General features: G+C 61.8%; 15 protein-coding genes and 3 pseudogenes. 12 read left to right on the top strand and 6 right to left on the bottom strand.

Annotated elements, in window-relative coordinates:
- Positions 1-419: 419 nt before the first annotated feature.
- The 3 genes and pseudogenes from G7Y29_RS06435 to G7Y29_RS10850 form a co-directional block, all read left to right on the top strand.
- Positions 420-1,644, top strand: a pseudogene (locus tag G7Y29_RS06435) (IS3 family transposase); the annotation flags it as partial.
- 119 nt (positions 1,645-1,763) lie between these two features.
- A pseudogene (locus G7Y29_RS11025) lies at positions 1,764-1,865 on the top strand (hypothetical protein); the annotation flags it as partial.
- A 6-nt stretch (positions 1,866-1,871) separates the two neighbouring features.
- The gene (locus tag G7Y29_RS10850; RefSeq protein WP_249399711.1) at positions 1,872-2,018 is read left to right on the top strand and encodes a hypothetical protein; all 147 of its coding nucleotides are present in this window, start codon (positions 1,872-1,874) and stop codon (positions 2,016-2,018) included.
- Here the strand turns inward: G7Y29_RS10850 and G7Y29_RS06425 are convergent.
- From G7Y29_RS06425 to G7Y29_RS06420, 3 genes are read right to left on the bottom strand one after another with little or no spacing between them, the layout of a single operon-like run.
- A complete protein-coding gene (locus G7Y29_RS06425; RefSeq protein WP_283248418.1) occupies positions 2,015-2,878 on the bottom strand; it encodes a cation:proton antiporter in 864 nt (287 codons plus the stop codon). The genes G7Y29_RS10850 and G7Y29_RS06425 overlap by 4 nt on opposite strands.
- Positions 2,827-3,222, bottom strand: a complete 396-nt coding sequence (locus G7Y29_RS10940) for a cation:proton antiporter domain-containing protein (RefSeq protein WP_283248417.1) — start codon at positions 3,220-3,222, stop codon at positions 2,827-2,829. Before G7Y29_RS10940 ends, G7Y29_RS06425 begins: the two co-directional genes overlap by 52 nt.
- Before the next feature lie 45 nt (positions 3,223-3,267).
- Positions 3,268-3,687, bottom strand: a complete 420-nt coding sequence (locus tag G7Y29_RS06420; protein WP_196820121.1) for a hypothetical protein — start codon at positions 3,685-3,687, stop codon at positions 3,268-3,270.
- Between the two features lie 128 nt (positions 3,688-3,815).
- Here G7Y29_RS06420 and G7Y29_RS06415 point away from each other — a divergent pair, with 128 nt between their 5' ends.
- The 3 genes and pseudogenes from G7Y29_RS06415 to G7Y29_RS10840 all read left to right on the top strand — a co-directional run bounded on the left by G7Y29_RS06415 (position 3,816) and on the right by G7Y29_RS10840 (position 5,603).
- Positions 3,816-4,595 carry a DUF6308 family protein gene (locus tag G7Y29_RS06415; RefSeq protein WP_196820120.1) on the top strand — a complete coding sequence of 260 codons (780 nt, stop codon included), beginning with the start codon at positions 3,816-3,818 and terminating at the stop codon, positions 4,593-4,595.
- A 79-nt stretch (positions 4,596-4,674) separates the two neighbouring features.
- Positions 4,675-5,115, top strand: a pseudogene (locus G7Y29_RS10845) (LLM class flavin-dependent oxidoreductase); the annotation flags it as partial.
- 74 nt (positions 5,116-5,189) lie between these two features.
- Positions 5,190-5,603, top strand: coding sequence for an LLM class flavin-dependent oxidoreductase (locus tag G7Y29_RS10840; RefSeq protein ID WP_249399858.1), 414 nt, complete (start codon positions 5,190-5,192; stop codon positions 5,601-5,603).
- A 144-nt stretch (positions 5,604-5,747) separates the two neighbouring features.
- Here G7Y29_RS10840 and G7Y29_RS06405 read toward each other — a convergent pair whose 3' ends face one another.
- The gene (locus G7Y29_RS06405) at positions 5,748-10,703 is read right to left on the bottom strand and encodes a DEAD/DEAH box helicase (RefSeq protein ID WP_165003774.1); all 4,956 of its coding nucleotides are present in this window, start codon (positions 10,701-10,703) and stop codon (positions 5,748-5,750) included.
- Positions 10,704-10,936: 233 nt separating this feature from the next.
- Here G7Y29_RS06405 and G7Y29_RS06400 point away from each other — a divergent pair, with 233 nt between their 5' ends.
- A complete protein-coding gene (locus G7Y29_RS06400) occupies positions 10,937-12,340 on the top strand; it encodes a pentapeptide repeat-containing protein (RefSeq protein ID WP_165003776.1) in 1,404 nt (467 codons plus the stop codon).
- Positions 12,341-12,473: 133 nt separating this feature from the next.
- On the opposite strand, the gene G7Y29_RS06395 is transcribed toward G7Y29_RS06400, so the two are convergent.
- Together G7Y29_RS06395 and G7Y29_RS06390 are read right to left on the bottom strand one after the other, a co-directional pair.
- On the bottom strand, positions 12,474-13,532 hold the full coding sequence (locus G7Y29_RS06395; RefSeq protein WP_165003778.1) for a GNAT family N-acetyltransferase: 1,059 nt from the start codon (positions 13,530-13,532) through the stop codon (positions 12,474-12,476).
- The gene (locus G7Y29_RS06390) at positions 13,532-14,878 is read right to left on the bottom strand and encodes a DUF349 domain-containing protein (RefSeq protein ID WP_165003780.1); all 1,347 of its coding nucleotides are present in this window, start codon (positions 14,876-14,878) and stop codon (positions 13,532-13,534) included. The genes G7Y29_RS06395 and G7Y29_RS06390 overlap by 1 nt, the downstream gene beginning before the upstream one ends.
- A gap of 143 nt (positions 14,879-15,021) precedes the next feature.
- Between G7Y29_RS06390 and G7Y29_RS06385 the strand changes: the two genes are divergently transcribed.
- The 5 genes from G7Y29_RS06385 (at position 15,022) to dapF (ending at position 18,365) form a co-directional block, all read left to right on the top strand.
- The gene (locus G7Y29_RS06385; protein WP_165003782.1) at positions 15,022-15,600 is read left to right on the top strand and encodes a hypothetical protein; all 579 of its coding nucleotides are present in this window, start codon (positions 15,022-15,024) and stop codon (positions 15,598-15,600) included.
- Positions 15,601-15,874: 274 nt separating this feature from the next.
- On the top strand, positions 15,875-16,399 hold the full coding sequence (locus tag G7Y29_RS06380) for a hypothetical protein (protein ID WP_165003784.1): 525 nt from the start codon (positions 15,875-15,877) through the stop codon (positions 16,397-16,399).
- Positions 16,400-16,412: 13 nt separating this feature from the next.
- The gene (locus tag G7Y29_RS06375; RefSeq protein ID WP_165003785.1) at positions 16,413-16,646 is read left to right on the top strand and encodes a hypothetical protein; all 234 of its coding nucleotides are present in this window, start codon (positions 16,413-16,415) and stop codon (positions 16,644-16,646) included.
- A 22-nt stretch (positions 16,647-16,668) separates the two neighbouring features.
- Positions 16,669-17,568 carry a tRNA (adenosine(37)-N6)-dimethylallyltransferase MiaA gene (gene miaA / locus G7Y29_RS06370; RefSeq protein WP_165004244.1) on the top strand — a complete coding sequence of 300 codons (900 nt, stop codon included), beginning with the start codon at positions 16,669-16,671 and terminating at the stop codon, positions 17,566-17,568.
- Complete coding sequence (gene dapF / locus G7Y29_RS06365) at positions 17,565-18,365, top strand: diaminopimelate epimerase (RefSeq protein WP_165003787.1); 801 nt, start codon at positions 17,565-17,567, stop codon at positions 18,363-18,365. The genes miaA and dapF overlap by 4 nt, the downstream gene beginning before the upstream one ends.
- Position 18,366 lies beyond the last annotated feature (1 nt).

The raw sequence follows: 18,366 nt of genomic DNA, 5'->3' as shown, positions 1-18,366 counted from the left end.
GTGCGACTCAGCGTGGTCGGGGCGCTGAGGCTACGCGCTACCCGAGACGGGCGTTATAGCTGGAAAAAGCGTTAGTGGCAGCACGTCCAGATCGGACGGTTCATCCAGACGTCTCGGGAGTGCATTCTCTGCGCTCTGAACGACCGCCTTGCGGTATAGTTACCGCATTGTCATTAAGTGGCGGTGATCACATAGAGGAGAGTATGGCTTACAACCCTAATCAGTCTGACCGTGTGAGTGCAACACCAACGAGTTGGGGTGTAACTTTCGGCGCACATCTTTCAAGCTATCAGGCAAAATACTTCGCAAACGAGCTGGAACGAAGCTACGCCAACGACCATGTGGGCAAGGACTTGACCCCTTGGTGGTGGACACGCTGAAACCAGCATCTCGCTAGGAAAGTGAGGTACCTTTCCACCATGCCACGCAAGACCTACACCGAGCAGTTCAAGCGTGACGGAAGTGTCGTTGTACGAGTCGACCCCCGGAGCCACGATCAACGCGATCGCCTCCGATCTCGGGGTCAACCGCAACTCCCTGCGCACCTGGCTCGACGCCTTCGGCACCGGCACCAAAACCAACGCCAACGGTGAAAAAGTCGCCAGCCCGATCGCCGCAGCCAACAGCGAACGCTCCCCGGCTGAAGGACTCTCCGATGCCGAGCGGATCCGCGTGTTGGAACGCGAGAACGTCAAGCTCCGGGAGGAACGAGAGATCCTGCGCAAGGCGGCCAAATATTTCGCTTAAAGAGACGAACTGGTGAACCGCTTTCAGTTCGTTGATGACCACCGAGACTTCTACGAGGTCAAGCGGTTATGTGAGGTCCTGAAGGTCAACCGGTCCTCGTATTACAAATGGAAATCTGCTGCTCCTGCCCGCCGGCGACGCCTCGTCGCTGACGCGGCGCTGGGAGCGAGGATCAAGGCCGTGTTCACGGCCGAGAACGGCTGTTACGGGGCGAAACGTGTGACTGCGGCCATCAACGCCGATCCCGCCAACGACCGGGGCAATAGTGACCGTCTCAATCACAAGCACACTGCCAGGTTGATGCGGCAGATGGGCCTTTTCGGCTACACCAGGAAACGCCGGGTGAAGACCACCGTGTCCGCGAAACGTGCGCCTAAATTCCCTGACCTTCTGAAACGCCGGTTCACCGCGGAGAAACCGAACAAGGTCTACGTCGGCGATATCACGTACCTGCCGATCGCGGACGGGTCGAATATGTACCTGGCCACGGTCATCGACTGCTATTCGCGGCAGTTGACCGGTTTCGCAATAGCCGACCACATGCGCACCGAGTTGGTCGAAGAAGCCCTCACGATGGCTCACGGGGTCCGAGGTAGCCTTGACGGGGCGATTTTTCACTCGGATCACGGCAGTGTCTATACCTCTGAGCAGTACCGGAGGTTATGTGAGCGGTTCGGTGTCACCCAGTCGATGGGTACGATCGGGACGAGCGCGGACAACTCGTTGGCGGAGTCGTTCAACGCCTCGTTGAAGCGGGAAGTCCTCAAGGACGAGCCTGTTTTCGCCAGTCAGCTCGTGTGTCGCCGGGACGTGTTCCAGTGGTGCATCCGGTACAACACCCAACGGTTGCGCTCGTGGTGTGGCTACCGCTCGCCGAACGCCTTTTCAAGCCGCCGAATCAGCTACACTTACTATCGCATCTTGATTAAATCCCCGTGTCCACTTTCCGGGGTTCGGGCCCCATTTCGATTCTGCGTGACCTGCAGGGCCAATGGAACGTTGCCCCGATATACGACATGCCGTGCACGATGCTCTACCGCGACATGTCGATGGCCCTGCCAATTGCAGGCGGAGACAAAGGTCTATCCCGAAGGCACTGGCTGGAACTAGCTGACTCTATCGGCTTGCCTCAGGCAGTTGCCAGCAGCGCGATCGAGCAGGCGTTACGGGCCGCGTCTGCGGTCGATCTCGGCACGTTGCCGTTTGCGGGATCCCCGCTCATAGGGGCAGAACGGGAGCTGCGCATCCGCCGTTCGAAGATCGAAGGCTAGGCATTGTTGCTTTGCGACGCCACCACGCGCGCCAGCAGCGGGTAGGCCGCGACGGTGAGCGCGCCACCGGCGACGAAGATGGAGGCCGTCTCCTGATCGAGCAGGCCCGCAGATTGCGCGAGTGATGTCACCGCGACGATGATCGGCAACCCGGTGGCCGCGTAGAGGGCGACCTGGAGGCGCTCGAGAACCGCAAGCTTCTCGTCGTCGCGGTGGCTGTTCTCCCGCAGGAAGACCGGCAGGCCGCGGGTGATCAGGATGATGAGTGGAACGGCGATGACTGCGAGGGCGTTGTCGCGGATAACCTGCCAGTTGATCTCCATGCCGGAGGCGACGAAGAAGACCGGGATGAGCATGGAGTAGAACAGCACGTTGAGTGCCTTCTCTAGGTCGTCGTGGATCTCGTTCGGTGCGACGGCGTTGAGGATGAAGCCGGCGGCGAAGGCACCGAGCACGACGTCGAGCTCGAAGACGGCGGTAACGGCCATGAGCACTGCGAGGATGAGCACGATCAGGCGCAGGACGGTCTGGTTGGTCTCGCCGTAGCCGGCGAGGAAGGCCTTGTGCACCCACGGCATCAGTGTGACGATCGCCCGCGGCATGATTCCCACGAGCACCGCGATGACCACGAAGACGAGCAGGATGATGGCTGTGGCTAGGGTCGACCGGGTGCTGAGCAGCAGCGCCATCGCGGCGATCGGGGCGACTTCGCCGACGGCGCCGTGGATCATCACGGACCGGCCAATTTTCGAGTCTTCTAAACCCTGCTGCTTGAGCACGGGCATGACGGTGCCTAAGGCGGTGGAGGTCAGCGCGATGCCGACGACGAGGGCGAGGGGGCGTCGCGAAGTAGAAGCCATGCGCCGCCGGTGCTGAGCACCAGGCAGAACACCCAGGTGACAAGCGAGCTGCCCGCCTGGCGCGAGCGCAGGCTCGAGCGGTCGATTTCGAACCCGGCGAGCAGGAATAGGGCGCCGACGCCGAGCTCTTTGAGCAGGGTGATGCCACCGTCGAATCCGGCGAGTCCCCACACCGAGGGGCCGATGAGCATGCCGAACAATAGGAATAGCGCCACGGATGGCACGTAACCGCGCGTGAGCTGGGAGATAATCGGCGCGAGCAGCGCGGCCGCCATGATCCAGGCGAAGCTGACCAGCGCGGAGGTCTGGTCGAACTCACCTGCGGCGAGGACGAGCGTATCCATGAGGCTCAAGGGTACGCCCGGGCCAGCGGGGGTGTGCGGTAAGCGTTAGTGAGACCGTCGGCCGTCCTGCGATATCGACTGAGCCCACGCGGCAGCCACACCCGCGACCCCGAGGAGCACACCCGCCGGTACCAGCAGAATTCCGAGGTTGATAATGGGCAGCTCCGTGTTGGCGCGAAACTCTTCAATCCACCCGACTATGCCGAAACCCCACCCCACGGCGGTGAGGATGGCAGAGATAGCAAAGATGAGTGCGGAACCGCTGCTGCGCTCCTCCGAACGCACCGCGGTGGCGACGAACCAGGCGCTGGCCAGGCAGGCGATGATGCCTAGTCCGATTCCCAGGGTGAGCCAGCCTCGCAGGGGGAGGAACGTGGCGGCGAGGAACGGGGATACGATGTAGGCGCCCAGGCACGCAAGATGAATGAGCACGAGTCTGATTCCGCGGCGGTCCAAGGCGTTCATGGTGTTACGCTACATGGGCTGACGTACTCATTGTGGCAGCCTTAGAGTGCGCGCGACCCGCGGAGGATCCGTGACCGGTCTTCAGCTCAAGCGAGAGGGAAGCGGAGGCGTCCCCGAAAGGAGTCGATGTGGACAACAGTGTTCGGTTCAGGTTGCCCGTGTGCCTGATTGCCGCCATGGCAGGTGATTCGACCACAGCCGAAACCTTACTCCGGCGCTACTACAGTTCCCGGCTAGAAGGCGACGCTGGTGATCGGAACCCGACGGGATGGTTCTCCGGCGCATACTACGATGAGTGGACGCAAAGCCCCCATCCCGCACAACCCGAGGAGTTCACCGCAGAGGACATTCTCGCGGCTTCGTACCTGAGCGCGCCGATCGAAGGACGGGCCGCGGCGGTGATTTTGCATCGGCGGCGAGAAGAGTTTAATTACTTTCTGGCAGAGGCGGTTCAGGCGTGCAGCGGGTACGCGTCGCTCAGCCAGGTGCCGTTGGAGAAAACCTCCTACACCGGGAGAATCAAATTACTCCCAGACACTGCCTGGGCTCCGTTTGTGCTGGAAAAGAAGCTGCGCGAGGTAGATGGCATTGGCGCGGTGAGGGCGTCGAAGCTGATTGCTCGGAAACTGCCGCATATTTACCCGATTTACGACGAGCGAGTTACGGCGCTAACTGGCGCACGTGAACAGTACCTGCGCCCGCTTCACATTGCGCTGGTGGAAGATCCTGGCATCGAGCAGATGCTGAAAGCTCTGCGTGAGGCTGTGGGTCTGCGCGAGAGCATTTCCGCACTCCGGGTCTTTGATGTTCTCGCGTGGATGGAGCAGACCGATCTGCTGCGCGGGTCTGAGAAATACAAGCTTGTCACTTCGAAGGATCCGTGTGGGTCCTCACTCAGTCCCGTCTAAACCTGTGAGCTCGCGGGGATAGTGTCCATTTCAGCCACGCGTTGTAGGTGACGTAACCACAACACCCAAGGGCCCCGCCATGGTCGAGCTCGGCTTCGACGTCTTGGGCATCGGCGAGCACCACCGCGATGACTACGCCGTGTCCGCCCCCGATATGCTGCTCGCCGCGATCGCCTCGCGCACCAAGTACATCCACCTGACCACCTCGGTCATTGTTTTATCTTCCGACGACCCGGTGCGCGTCTTCGAACGCTTCTCCACCCTCCAGGCGCTGTCGAACGGCCGCGCCGAGATGCAGTTGGGCCGAGGCTCGTTCACCGAGTCCTTCCCGCTGTTCGGCTACGACCTGCGCGACTACGAGGTGCTCTTCGAAGAAAAACTCGACCTTGTGCGCTCGCTTCTCGACGCCGACCGCACCGGCGAACCCTTCTCCTGGTCGGGTACGACCAGGGCGTCGCTTGAGCACACCTCCGTGTTTCCCCGCACCGAACAACCCCTGCCCACCTGGGTTGCGGTGGGCGGCTCGCCCGAGTCCGTCGTGCGAGCGGCACGCCAACGGATGAAACTGATGCTGGCGATATCGGTGGCGCACCCGTGCGCTTTAAACCCTTCGTGGATCTCTACCAACGGGCGAACGAGGAGCTCGGCCATCCGCGCGAATGCGTCGGCGCCCACGTGCACGGCTTCGCCGCTACCGATGAGGAGGCTGCCGAGCGGATGTACCCGCACTGGCGCCGCTCCCGCACGCTTGCTGGGCGCCACCGCGGCTGGCCGGAGCCGACCCCGGAGCAGTTTGTCAACGAGATCCGAGATGGTGCTCTGCACCTCGGCTCGCCGGAGACGGTGGCGCGCAAGACGGCGCGCACCATCCGCGAGCTCGGCCTGGACCGCTTGGTGTACAAGTACTCCAACGGCACCTTGCCGCACGAGTACGCAATGGAGTCAATCCAGCTCACCGGTGAAAAAGTTATGCCGATGGTGCGCGAGCTTCTGGCGCAGAGGCAGTAGGCGGTTACACTCGCTGCATACCTAGTACCTCTGAGTTTCAGCACGTCGATGCGAACGTCAGGATTCCCGGGACGTTGTGTCTCAGCGCTCCCCCTCGGCGGCACGATCAACCTGATAGCGACGATCCTGGCGGGGTAGGGGCGTCTACTCAAGCCCCCTAACAATCCGAACCGTCTCCACCGCCACCCGCGTGACCTTGGCGATCAGATCCACGATGTAGCGCGGGTTGCCGACCTCGTCGGCCCAGTCGTTCGGGTCGTTGACAATGCCGGAGGCCTTGTCTTTCTTCACCTGGTAGCGGTCCACGATCCACCCCAGCGCGCTGCGCGAGCCGAGCATGTACTCGTCGGCCTCGGCGGGGATGTCCGAGATAGTGACGTGCGAGTTGTACTTCAGCGTGGTCACGTCGTCAACTTTCTTCCCGGTTTCCGGGTCAATGATTTTCGCCCACGCCATCTTGGAGACCCGCCACGTCTCCCGGTTGGCCTCATCGCCCTTGACCGTGACAGTCACGGGCCACGGCTCGACGTCCTCGTAGCCCACGTGCAGCTGCATCAGCTCACGCCCGGCAGCGGCGAACGTGTCGAACTCCTCGCGCGATGTGGGCGTCTCTATGTGCGGGAGCATCTTCTTCAGGTCCGCTGCGTACGTCTCCCGGTAGGCAGGGTCGTGCAGCTTGCCGTAGACGAAGTGGAAGATGTCGTCGGCGGTGATGTCGGAGCCCAGGGCCTCGCGGTAGATCGCTTTGATCTCGTCGGTGACGTTGTCCACGCGCACGTACCCGTCGGCAACCTCGCCAATCTCGCCGTACTCGCTGGGCTCGGGAGCTTGCGTGACGACGCTCCCCTCACCGAACAGGCCGCCATCAGCGTTTGCTGGTGCCCAAGTGAAGCGGGGGAAGAATTGAACAGGGTCCATGAACAATCCTAGATTCGGCAGAATGTCAAGTCCAAGGACAGAGAACGGGGTCCGATTCGATGCCGCACAGACTCCGATGCCTACGTTTTCGTGGGACGGAGTCGGAAACATCGACGGAAGCTTATATACCATGTCGTTCAAAGGTGTATCAAAATATGCCACCATCGCGGTGAAAGGCCGGTACAACGAGGCGTAGATTCGCTCGGCCTGAACCGGGATTTCATTGTTCTTAGCGGCCTGAAGCTTGAGTGATCGGTTCCAAGAAATTTTAGTAGGGGAGGCAAGATCCGGACGGCTGCTTAAAAACTCATTAACGTCAGATTCCCTAATTTGATCTCTCTGATGCTGGGTTGACCAACGCTGAAGTTCGTCTCGTGTTTTGTCATAAGTCGAGACCATTCGGCCCATTTTTTCGAGCAGCTGGACTTTGGTTTGAGCGTAGGCCCACGCGTCTCTCGAAGTAGCGAGACCTCGGGAAAATTCGACGAAGAATTGCAGCCCAGAGTGCTTCTTATCCCCGATGACCGGCCAAGTGCTGAAGTCCTCGCTTCGCTGGTTTAGCCAATCGCCGGATTTGTTCGGCTGAATGTTCTGCCAATCGATGTTTTCTAGGGTGCTTCGGCTGACGATTTCGAGCTTTTCCTCGGCACTGAGGTAGTCGCCGATGTCGCGGTAGTGGAGGGTGAAGCCGGAACGCTTGGGATCCTTTATGCCGACGGTGATGGCGATGGTGCTGCGGGATCCTGCACCAAACACCTTGCCACCTTCTTTTCGCGACTGCTCTCCAGCGGTGCGCTGGTTGCCCCGGAGGTTGAACACGTATACGTCGGTGAAGTCGTTTGCCATCGATAGGCGCATTCCGTCACCGGTGTTACCGTCAATCCAACCGCCGTTGGAGACAAACGCAACGATTCCCTGGTCACCGATCCGGTCCGTGGCCCAGCGGAAGGCGCGCAGGTAGGAGTCGTACAGTGAGTTCTTGTTGGTCGCGGTGGACAGGGTCGCATACGTCTCGGCGATGCGCTTGTCCAAGCTGGGGTACTTCAGGTTGGCGTTGAGGTCGTTGGCGCTCGTCTGACCAGCGGAATACGGCGGGTTGCCGATGACCACGTTGATCGGCGCCTTTTTCTGCCGCTCGATCGACACGTTGTTCTCCCGGAAAATGTTCAGGTCCGGGATGTCGCCATCCTCATGGATCTGGAAGGTGTCAGCTAAAGTAATGCCGCTAAACGGCACGTAGTCGGGCTCGGGTTCTCCGCGCCGCAACGCTTCCTCCGCTTGCAGGGCGTTGTAGGTGGTCTCGATGTTGACCGCGGAGACGTAGTAGGCCAACAGCATGATCTCGGTGGCGAAGAGTTCTCCTGCGTACTTCCGCGCCATGTCCTCCGGCTGAATGAGTCCCGACTGCAGCAGACGGACCGTGAACGTCGAGGTACCGGCGAACGGGTCGAGGACGGTCACGCCTTCGTCGCTAAGACCTCGGCCAAAGTGTTGGAGAGAGGCGTCATTTGCCGCGCGCAGGATGAAGTCCACTATCTCCACGGGGGTGTAGACGATGCCGAGCGCCTCGGCCTGCTTCTTGAAGGCCTTGCGGAAGAAGCGCTCGTAAAGTTCCTTGATCACCTGCTGCTTGCCGGAGGCCGAGGTGACCGCGGCGGCGCGCAATCGCACCGACTCGTAGAACTTGTCCAGCTTCTCCGTCTCCGCGTCGAGGTGGTTATTCGCCATCGCGTCGACCATGCGCTGCATCACCCGGGAGACGGGGTTGTAGGCAGCGAAGTCGTGCTCGCTAAACAGCGCGTTGAACACCGGCGCAGTGATCAGGTGCTGGGAGAGCATCTCCACGGCCGATTCGGGGGTGATCGAGTTGTTGAGGTTATTGCGCAGACCCTCGACAAAAGAATTGAACTCGCGGCGCAGCTTCGGGTTCGCGTTGGCCAGGATCGCGTTGATGCGGGCGATCTGGGCCTGGGCGATCTCCGCGACGTCGTCGGCCCAGTCCTCCCAGTAGGTGCGGGTGCCCACCTTGTCCACGATCTTGACGTACATCGCCTCCTGCCACTGCTCCAGGGAGAAGAGGGCAAGAGATTGGCCGGAAAGCTCTTTGCCGCTGTCGGTAGGCGTGTCGGTGTTGTCCCCCGAGAGCTTGTCGAGCTTCCTTGCGGGGTCGTCGACGTGTACGACGTCGATAGGCAAAGCGTCGGGGCTGCCCTCGTTAAGTGAGACCGCGTTGACCACGGCGTTGAAGCGGTCATCGTGGGCGCGCAGCGCGTTGAGGATCTGCCAGACCACCTTGAACCGCGTGTTGTCGTTGAGCGCCTCCGACGGGGACTTCCCCGGGGGAACGGCCACCGGCAGGATGATGTAGCCGTAGTCCTTGCCCTCAGACTTGCGCATCACGCGGCCCACGGACTGGACCACGTCCACCATGGAATTGCGCGGGTTGAAAAAGATGACGGAGTCGAGCGCGGGCACGTCCACGCCCTCCGAGAGACAGCGGGCGTTGGTGAGCACGCGGGTCTCCTTGCCAGTGAAGGAGGATTCCAGCCAGGAGATGCGGTTGTTGCGGGCCAGGGCGTTCATCGAGCCGTCAACATGCCGGGCCTCGACCTCCAGGCCGAGGTTGAGGTCCGAGACGTCGCTAAGCACCGACGCCTCGCGCAGCGCTTGCTGGTAGTTGGCAATCAGCGCCGGGTAGAACTCCGCGATCTGCTTCGAGGTCTTGATGTCCTTGGCAAAGGCGACCGAGCGGCGCATTGGCTCGGCGCCGTGCTCGAATCCGGACTTGGTGCCCTGCTCCTTGCCGGAGCGCTTGGCCAGGCCGTTCCACGCACCGATCATGGCAGAGGCGAGCGAGAGGTTAATCTCTTGGCTTCCGCGCGCAAGTGTGTCGGCCGCGATGTCCTCGTCGACCGTCATCACCAGCACCTTGTAGTCGGTGAGTAGGCCGGCTTCAACGGCCTCCCCGAAGCCGAGGCGGTGGAATTCGGGGCCGAATATCGCCTCGTCGTCCATGGAGGCGACCTCGGCGGAGTGATCGGCGGCTTTGCCCTTGACGGCGTCGTCGAAAAGCCGGGGGGTGGCGGTCATGTACAGGCGCTTGGAGGCCTTGATGTAGTCGGCGTCGTGGATCTTGGTGAAGTTCGAGGCCTCCTCACCGGCGAGCGTGATGCCGGTGGTGCGGTGGGCCTCGTCGCAGATGACGAGGTCTAAACCGTCCAGGCCATGCGCTTGGGCGTCGTGGATCGTGGGCAGTGACTGGTAGGTGGAAAAAACCACGTGCAGCCCGGAGCTGCGCTTGCCCGAGCTCATGCGATCTGCGATCTCGGCACCGCGGGTGGACACGGGCACCTCCAGGTCGTAAGAGGCGATGTCCTCGGCTTTCTTAGAGACCTTGGTGTCGGAGCACACCGCCACCGAGCGCACATCGAGGCGTGCCTGCGCCGTCCACTCCTTGAGCGTCTGGGAGAGCAGGGAGATGGACGGGACGAGGAACAGAACTTTTGCCTTGCCACCATTGCATTCAGCGACCTGTTCGGCTAGGCGCAGAGATGTGAAGGTCTTGCCGGTGCCGCAGGCCATGATGAGCTTGCCGCGGTCCGATGTTTGGAACCCCTCGATGGCCTTGCCGATGGCCGTTTGCTGGTGGGGTTTCGGTGAGAAGGTTTCTTTCCGGGAAAGGTTGACCTGGATCTCGGAGCCGGGGAAGGCAACGTCCCAGTCGACGGGGGACTGGGCGATGTCGGCCAGACCGATGCGGCTGGTGGGTATGACCTGGTTCTCTAGGGCCTTCTCCGCGTTGGCGGACCACTTGTCCGTGGTAGAGATGACAATGCGGTTGGCAAAGGATTCGGAGCCGTCCTCGGTGGCGAAGCTATGCCCCGACGCCTCAAAGAAAGAATCCAGGTGGGCTTTTTGCAGCGACGTGGTTTCTTTGTAGAACTTGCACTGGATCGCCGTCCACCGGCCGTCCTCGCGCCGGCGCGCGACGAGGTCGATCCCGGTGTCCGCCGTGCCGCCGTTGTAGCGCCAGTCCACCCAGCGGTAGACCTCGTCGTACTCATTGACCAGGACCGGGTCGGACCGGAAGAAGTTCACCATGAGCTTCTCGAAGGCGGAACCGTACTTGCCGGCGGGCTGGTTCTCGCGGAGCTGATCCATGACCTGAGCAAACGAAGACATAAAGGTATTATGGCGCACAATCCGAAAGAGTGTTGCAAACAATTGAGGGCGCGGGATTTGCATCTGATGGGGTAAGGACAGCGGTGGTCAGGTCACCAAAATTAACGACGTTTCGGTGACTGCTTCAGTTGGCGCTCGAACCTAGTATTGGATAGAACATTTGTTGATTTTTAGAGTATTTTGAAGAAATCTGAGTTTAAGGCATAAGAAATTACCCCGATGAAAATGTATTCATGAAAAAAGAAAACTTCTTGCTTCTTCTCGCGCTGAGTCTGATTGGCGTATCCCTGGTTGTCACACTCGTAGTGCAGGGGATAGAAAAGGGCGCGACTGTTGTAGCTGCGCTTTTTACGACTGCGGGGGTTATTTTTTCTGTATGGGCAGCTCAGATTCGAAGCATCGATCAGCAGAATAGAGAAGATAGTAGGCAATATCAAAGGCTTGTTCAGGAGCAAACCATCGCTCGAGAAGAACGCGACAATCAACGTGAGCTGGATCGCGAGCAGAGAGATAGTAATTCAAAGGCCCTTATATTGCAGATGTCTACTCAGCAGAGAATAGAGATGTCTAAGAGGAGAGACTCGGCTACGACGAAACTGCTCGGAGACAATGGTCTCGAACGTGCTGCTGCAATTAATGACCTATTTTTTCAGATCGACGATTGGTGGACCTTAATTGATAACGAGATTTCTTTATCTGAGGGTGAAGAAAAGATCCGGCAACTTCGGCAAGAAGGGCGCCGAAGGCGGCAAGAGCTTTTCGATTTGGCCCTGAAAATAGCCGACGAAAATGAACTTGTTCTAGAAGCTAGAGCGCGTAATTTGCGGGCTAGACTTGCAGGGGATGTAAACCCGAGTTCGTTGGCGGACCTGGATATGAGGGGTTTGAACCTAGCGTCCCCGGTAACAGGAGGAAGGACGCCCGACCTTAGTGGCGCGCAATTTCCGAGAGGAATTGATTTGTCTCATTCCAACTTTACCGGTTGTCTCTTGAATAATGCGACTTTCGAAGGTGCGAAGTTATACAAGGCGTCCTTCGCACGTTGCGAGTTAACTGAAAGCAATTTTCAGGATGCACGTGGAACGGAGTGCAGCTTCCAAAATGCTCTGATCCAGACTGCCAATTTTCGTGAAAGCCACTTCTGGAAAGCCAATTTCGATGACGCAATTGTGGTCGGGGACTTCAGTAACAGCAATTTGAAAGCATCGTCTTTTCGTCGTTCGCGTATCGCCGCGTCATCTTTTTCGAAAGCGGATCTCGGGGCAGTGGATTTCGGACTCTCGGAGATTGCGCTGCCCAACTTTTCAGAGACTTGGCTAGCTTTTAGCAATTTCGGTGGTGCTCGGATTGTCGGAGGAAATCTTCGTGGAGCCAAATTTGGATTTTCAACCATGAAAAATGCTGTCTTCGCCGATCCTGCGATGCCGAGTGAGAATTCTGACTCCTGGATGTTGGAAGAAGATGACGCTACTGACTGGACGGGCGTCAACTTAGAAGAGGTAGACTTTCGCGCGGTTAAACTCAGATCCCGGAAGCATTTCACAAAAAATTCGGTTCATTACAAGAGGTCACTGGCCGACTTTCGACCTGAGCAGAATTATCCCCGTTCACCGAATATATTCGATTCGGCGAAGTGACCGACGGGAGATAACTTCGCCTTACTATTACAAATAGACTTGAAGAGATGGCTGTTCAATACTGCGGGAGAATATTCTCCGCGCGAATCGTGTCGGGAACCCCTTCTGTGGCTGTGCCGACTTCCGCTCAGAGTCAATTGAGGTGGACTCTCGTGACATCAGCGCGTTGCCACACCGTCGTCGCCGACACCGCTTTCGCACCGCCAGCCCGAGCCAGCGCCTCGGCCGCCGGCTCACCAGCAGGGTAGGAAACAAACGCCATCTCCGCGTCCTCCCACCGCTCACGCGCCGCACGCAGGACAGAAGACACCAGATCCCGCCCAAGGCCCCGGCCGCGGTGCTCGGGTAGCACGTAGACTAGGCCGAGTTCGCAGATGGATTCGACGTCGTGGTCGAAGGTGACGGCCTCGGCAAGCCCGACTACGTCGCCCGATGAGGCGCGCGCCAGCGCGGTGAGCTGGGTGCCGCCGCGGTCGCGCAGGCGCGCACCGGCATCGACAAGTCGCTGCTGTGTCCAATCGACGGTTTCGAGGATGAGCTCACCGCGCGGGTAGCTAGCCGATGCGGAGGCGAGCAGGCGGAGGAAGGCCGGGATGTCGGCGGCGGCGAAATCCATGTCGGCGACGATGTCCAGCTCCGGTGCGGGGGCGGGGGTGGTCTCCAAGGGCATGGTGGCCTGCACCTCGGAGAAGGCGGGGGAGTAGCCGGTGTCGCGCAAGGCCGGGGGCTCGTCGGTGCCCAGGGCGTGGGTCACCCACACCTGGCGGATGGGTCTAACCAGTGCGGTGGACAGGGCGTCGATAAGCGAAAGCGCGTGGACCCACGGAGCCTCAGGCGCGGGCTCGCCTGGCAGGGGCGCCATGGCGGCGTCGAGGGTGATGTGAGCCTCGATGACGCGGGTGTCCTCGAGCAGGGGCAGGGAGATGAACACCCACGCCTCGACGTCGAGGAGGTCATCGGGTCCAAGCGCCGGGTAGCCGAGCTCGCCCAGCGGACGCGGTGCCTCGCGGGTGCTCAACGCGAACAGGTAGGAGCGCGACTCTGCGGAGCCCTTCAGGCGGGTGGCTACGTGCGCGGCGGACACGCCGGAGGCGGCAAGGCCCGTGATGTCTTGGGCTGCCAGGGTGGAGGAGAAGACGTAGGCGCCAACCGCCTCGGTGTCGCCGGCGCCGACGATGAGCGGGGTGAGCACTAGCGGTCGCTGACGGCCTTTGCGGCGACGTCGGCAAACTCCTGCCACTGTGCGGCCTGGGCGCGCAACTCCTCGGCCTTCTTCGCATTACCCTTGGCCTCGGCGGCCTCGGCCTGTTTGGTCAGCTCATCGGCCTTGACCTTAAACTGGCTGACCTTGGCCTGTGCGGCAGGGTCGGAGGCGCGCCAGCGCGACTCCTCAGCATCGGCGACGCGCTTTTCAATCGCGGCGATCTTGTCCTCGTACTCGCGGACCTTGCCGCGCGGGACGTAGCCGATCTCGTCCCACTTGTCCTGCAGCTCGCGCAGCTTCGCCTTGGCGGCGCCGAGGCCCGAGGCGGGATCGATCTGGGAGTCGTACTCGGCAAGCAGCGCGTCCTTGGCCTGCGCGTTGGCCTCGAACTCGCGGTCGCGCTCGGCGTTGACGGCATCGCGGGCGCCGAAGAAGTGGTCCTGTGCGGCGCGGAACTGCGCCCAGAGCTTGTCGTCCACGTCGTGCGGGGCGCGCCCGGCCGCCTTCCACTCCGTCATCAGGTCGCGGTAGGCGCGTGCGGTCTCGTTCCAATCGGTGGAGTCCTTGATCGCCTCGGCGCGGGCGACGATGTCCTCCTTGGCTTTCTTCGCCGACGCACGACCTCGGTCGAGCTCAGCGAAGTGCGCGCCGCGGCGGCGGTTGAAGCTGTCGCGGGCGCGGGAGTAGCGCTTCCACAGCTCGTCGTCGGTGGCGCGGTCGATGCCGCGAATGGTGCGCCACTCATCTAGGATCGCGCGGATCCGGTCTCCCGCGGCCTTCCACTGGGTGGAGTTCTCCGCCAAGTCCTCGGCCTCGGCGGCGAGGGCTTCCTTGCGGGCGATGGCTTCGGCGCGCTTGCGCTGCTTTTCCTCGGCGGCGGCCTCGCGCGCCTTGGCGGAGTTGTCGATGATCGCCTCGAGTCGCTTCTCCACGGCCTCGATGTCGCCGATCACGGCCTGTTCGTCGAGGGTGTCCTTCATTTCCTGGGCCTGCTTCTTCAGCGCGTCGGCGTCCTGCGGGTGGGTGGAAAGGCGCTGCTCGAGCAGGGCAACCTCGGTGACTAGGTCGTCGAAACGCTGGCCGTAATGGGCCAGGCCCTCCTCGGGCGTGCCGGCCTGCCAGTTGGCGATGGCGCGCTCGGTACCCTTATAGGTGAGGTAGACGGTGCCGTCCTCGGCCACCCGGCCGAAGGCGGACGGGTCGGAGACGACGGGCTGCGGCGACGGGGTGACCTGCTGGGGGTTAGCGCTGGGGCGGGGACCGGGTGTCACCGAGCGGCGGGGCATGGCACCCGGGGTGGGGATGTGGTTGCCCGGGGTGGGAGTCTGCGTCATGGGAAAGGTCCTTTCGCCTCGAGTGTCGCCGCGCGGCACGGCTGCCTGTGATGCTGCCGGTGAGTTTACCGGTCTCGGCGGGGCAGCGTGGGGGTTACGTGGCGGACAAGGTCGAGACAGGAGCAGTGGCTAAGGTGGAGACCGTGAGTGCGCCGAACCTGCTTGTCATCCCCGGATCTCCGGCGCTGGTGCGCGAGCTCGCCCCGGCCCACGAGCCCTACCACGGACTGCTGCGGACGATTCGTGACACGATAGCGCGCTACCCGAACCGTCCCGTGCACATCGTGGCCAGCCGAGACGAGCGCTGGTACACCGCGCACACCGGATCCTTACGCGCCTGGGGAGCACCCCAGGTGACCGTCAAAGGCGGCCACTACCTGCCGGAACTCATCGCCCGCTACGCGCTCGGGGACCCGGAGGTCTCTGATTCGCGCGAGCACATCCAGCCCATCGACCCGGATGCGCTCACCGTCGTGGTTGTCGACGGTCCCGCGGGCCTGAGCGAGCGCGCCCCGCTCGCGCTGGTCGACGGGGCGCGCGAGACGCACGAGGCGCTTGCGGAGTTCCTCGACGGCGGGGAGTTCCCCGGGGCGCTGGAGGGGGTCGTCGAGAAGCAGCTGTGGCTCGAGCTCGCGCGGCTCGTGGGGGACAAGCGGCTCATCGCGAGCGAGGACTCCCTGGGCGTGGGGGCGTATGTGGCGCAGTGGTCATTGCGGGCGTAAGTGTAGAACAACTGTTCTATACTTTGGCGGGGGATGTCCTTCGCCAATGCATAAAGTGTGGCAAGGTAAGACGTAGTGGTGAAGGAGGAGAATATGACTGTACCGGTGATGCAACGGTTGACCCCCGAGCAGGCGGAGCGTGAGCTGGCCCAACTTGAGGCGTCGGTCGACGGTGGGATTCAAAGATTTGAGCAGCGCGCGTACCGCTATGAGCTCTCCCCTCGTGAAGGAGGGGTGTGGGAGCGAATCAGCGAGTTGAGATGGCTTCTCGGTCGTGAGTGAGCACGGCGAAGCGAGTCTGGAAGAACTCGTTGATACGTTCGTCGGCGATCTCACTAGGTCGCTGAATGCCTTTGCGGGGGAGTGCCCGCCATTTAAAACGACTGTGGTGAATTCGTCCCAGACTCGCGGGTTAGTCAACATCCGGTTCGATCAAAGCGAGGAAGCGCCGGGTGCGCTGTTGCTGAAATCCCGCGGGCAGGGCGTATTGAGCTTGGCGGTGACAATCGGCTGTACGTGGGATTCCGCTAGTCGGTTCCTCGCCGTAGAGAAGTCCTCATTTGCAGTTTATCCTTACGATGAAGTGACGAAGGAGCCCCTATTCCGTGTCGAGTACGTAAGGGGCTCAAATAAATATCGACCCAGCTCGCATTTTCACGTACATGCGCACCGGGATGAATTTACCCATCTCATGAGCTTCGCCGCAAAGGTGGACGTGGAGAAACAGGGCAAGCTTGAAGACTACTTTAAAAAAGGCAAAAAGCTGTCCTCGTTCCACTTTCCCACCGGGGGGCCATAGGTTTCGGCCGTGCATGGAAGACATCCTTGAGGTGCTTCGAGTCGAATTTGACCTGAATGTCAAAAACGGTGCTTGGGCAAAGCAACTCAAGCGGGCGAGGGAAGATTGGCGCAGGATTCAAACCGCTGCGGTTGTGCGCGACTGTCCGGAGGTGGCACTGAAGGTGCTTGTGGAGGAGTACGGTATGCCCGCCCCGGCAGGGTGGGCGTGCCCAGAAACGGACGTGGCAAAGCTGACAAGAAGTTAGCCCCGCTAGGCTACTATCCGTGATCCGCCCCATCGCCGTCGTCGGCCCGACCGCCTCGGGTAAGTCCGCCCTTGGCATCGCATTGGCGCAGGAACTTGGCGGGGAAGTGGTCAACGTCGATTCCATGCAGCTCTACCGCGGCATGGACATCGGCACCGCGAAGCTCCCGCCCGCTGAGCGCGGAGGCATCCCGCACCACCTGCTGGACATTTGGCCGGTGACCAAGACGGCCTCCGTCGCCGAGTACCAGTCCCTCGCGGTAGCCACGGTTCAAGACATCATGGCGCGCGGAAAGGTCCCCGTGCTCGTGGGCGGTTCCATGCTCTACGTGCAGTCGCTTATCGACGCCTGGGCGTTCCCCCCGACCGTCCCCGCCGTCCGCGCGAAGTACGAGGCCCGGCTTGCCGAGATCGGAGTCGACGCACTGCACACAGAGCTTGCCCAGGTGGATCCGGCGGCGGCAGCGACCATCGAGGACAAAGACCCGCGGCGCACCGTGCGCGCACTCGAGGTCATCGAGCTGACCGGGAAACCCTTCGCCGCCTCCCAGCCGCCGAAGGACGCCCCGCCGCGCTGGGGCACCCGCATCCTGGGGCTGCGCACAGATCCGGACTGGCTCAATCCCCGCATCGCACTGCGCGCGCAGCTGATGTTCGACAACGGCTTTGTCGACGAGGTACGCGGGCTGGTTGGGGAGGGGCTGGTCGCAGACTCCACCGCCGGTCGCGCCATCGGATACGCCCAGGTGCTTTCCATGCTGGCCGGGGAGATGGACGAGGCGGAGGCGCTGGAGAAGACGATCACCGGGACGCGGCGGTACGTGCGCCGCCAGCGCTCCTGGTTCAACCGCGACCCGCGCATCACGTGGCTGGATGCGGCCGACGAGGCTGTGGTTGAAGCGGCGCTAGACTCGCTGGGGTGAATATCGAGTTTCTCAAAGGACACGGCACCGAGAATGACTTCGTGGTCATTCCGGACCCGGCAGATGCCCTGACGTTGAGTGAAGCGGACGTCGCCGCGCTGTGCGACCGCCGCGCCGGCATCGGCGGCGACGGTTTGCTACGCGTGGTCAATCGCGGCGAGCGCTGGTTCATGGACTACCGCAACGCGGACGGCTCCATTGCCGAGATGTGCGGAAACGGGGTCCGCGTCTTCGCCCACGTGCTCGTCGCCGAGGGGTTGGTCACCGAGCGCGAATTCGACGTGGACACCCGCGCCGGTGTCAAGCACATCGAGGTGCTGCAGGCAGACTCGACGGACGCGACGGTCACGGTGGGCATGGGCCGCGTGGAGGTTACCGGCGTCTCAACTGCCCGCATGGGAGACTTCGACTTCGCCGGCCTCGGCGTCGATGTTGGCAACCCGCACCTCGCGGCGGTGATCCCCGGCCTCACCGCCGCGGAGCTGGAGGCGATGCAGTTTTTACAACCTGCCTTCGACCACTCCTTCTTCCCTGAGGGGGTCAACGTCGAGGTGCTCACCGAGCTAAACGACGGGAACGTCCACATGCGCGTGTGGGAGCGCGGAGTGGGAGAGACCCGCTCGTGCGGCACAGGAACCGTTGCCGCCGCCCGCGCCGCGCTTGCCGACGCCGGGGTGGAAAACGGCACCGTCACCGTCAACGTTCCCGGCGGCGCCATCGAGGTGGAACTGGGCGACGGCGAGGCGCTGATGACGGGCCCGTCGAAGATTGTCGCGCGCGGGACGGTGCTTCTGTAAC

Origin of the sequence: Corynebacterium qintianiae, from assembly GCF_011038645.2 — a bacterium.
GTDB classification, from domain to species: domain Bacteria; phylum Actinomycetota; class Actinomycetes; order Mycobacteriales; family Mycobacteriaceae; genus Corynebacterium; species Corynebacterium qintianiae.
Note: the sequence above shows the minus strand (reverse complement) of the source record. Positions and strands in the feature narration are given on the sequence as shown.

Excerpts from the sequence above, each read along its gene's own strand:
- G7Y29_RS06390 (WP_165003780.1), bottom strand. The coding sequence starts at position 14,878 with ATGACGCAGACTCCCACCCCGGGCAACCACATCCCCACCCCGGGTGCC.
- G7Y29_RS06400 (WP_165003776.1), top strand. The coding sequence starts at position 10,937 with ATGAAAAAAGAAAACTTCTTGCTTCTTCTCGCGCTGAGTCTGATTGGC.
- G7Y29_RS06420 (WP_196820121.1), bottom strand. The coding sequence starts at position 3,687 with ATGAACGCCTTGGACCGCCGCGGAATCAGACTCGTGCTCATTCATCTT.
- G7Y29_RS06425 (WP_283248418.1), bottom strand. The coding sequence starts at position 2,878 with ATGGCTTCTACTTCGCGACGCCCCCTCGCCCTCGTCGTCGGCATCGCG.
- G7Y29_RS06375 (WP_165003785.1), top strand. The coding sequence starts at position 16,413 with ATGGAAGACATCCTTGAGGTGCTTCGAGTCGAATTTGACCTGAATGTC.
- G7Y29_RS10940 (WP_283248417.1), bottom strand. The coding sequence starts at position 3,222 with ATGGATACGCTCGTCCTCGCCGCAGGTGAGTTCGACCAGACCTCCGCG.
- G7Y29_RS06405 (WP_165003774.1), bottom strand. The coding sequence starts at position 10,703 with ATGTCTTCGTTTGCTCAGGTCATGGATCAGCTCCGCGAGAACCAGCCC.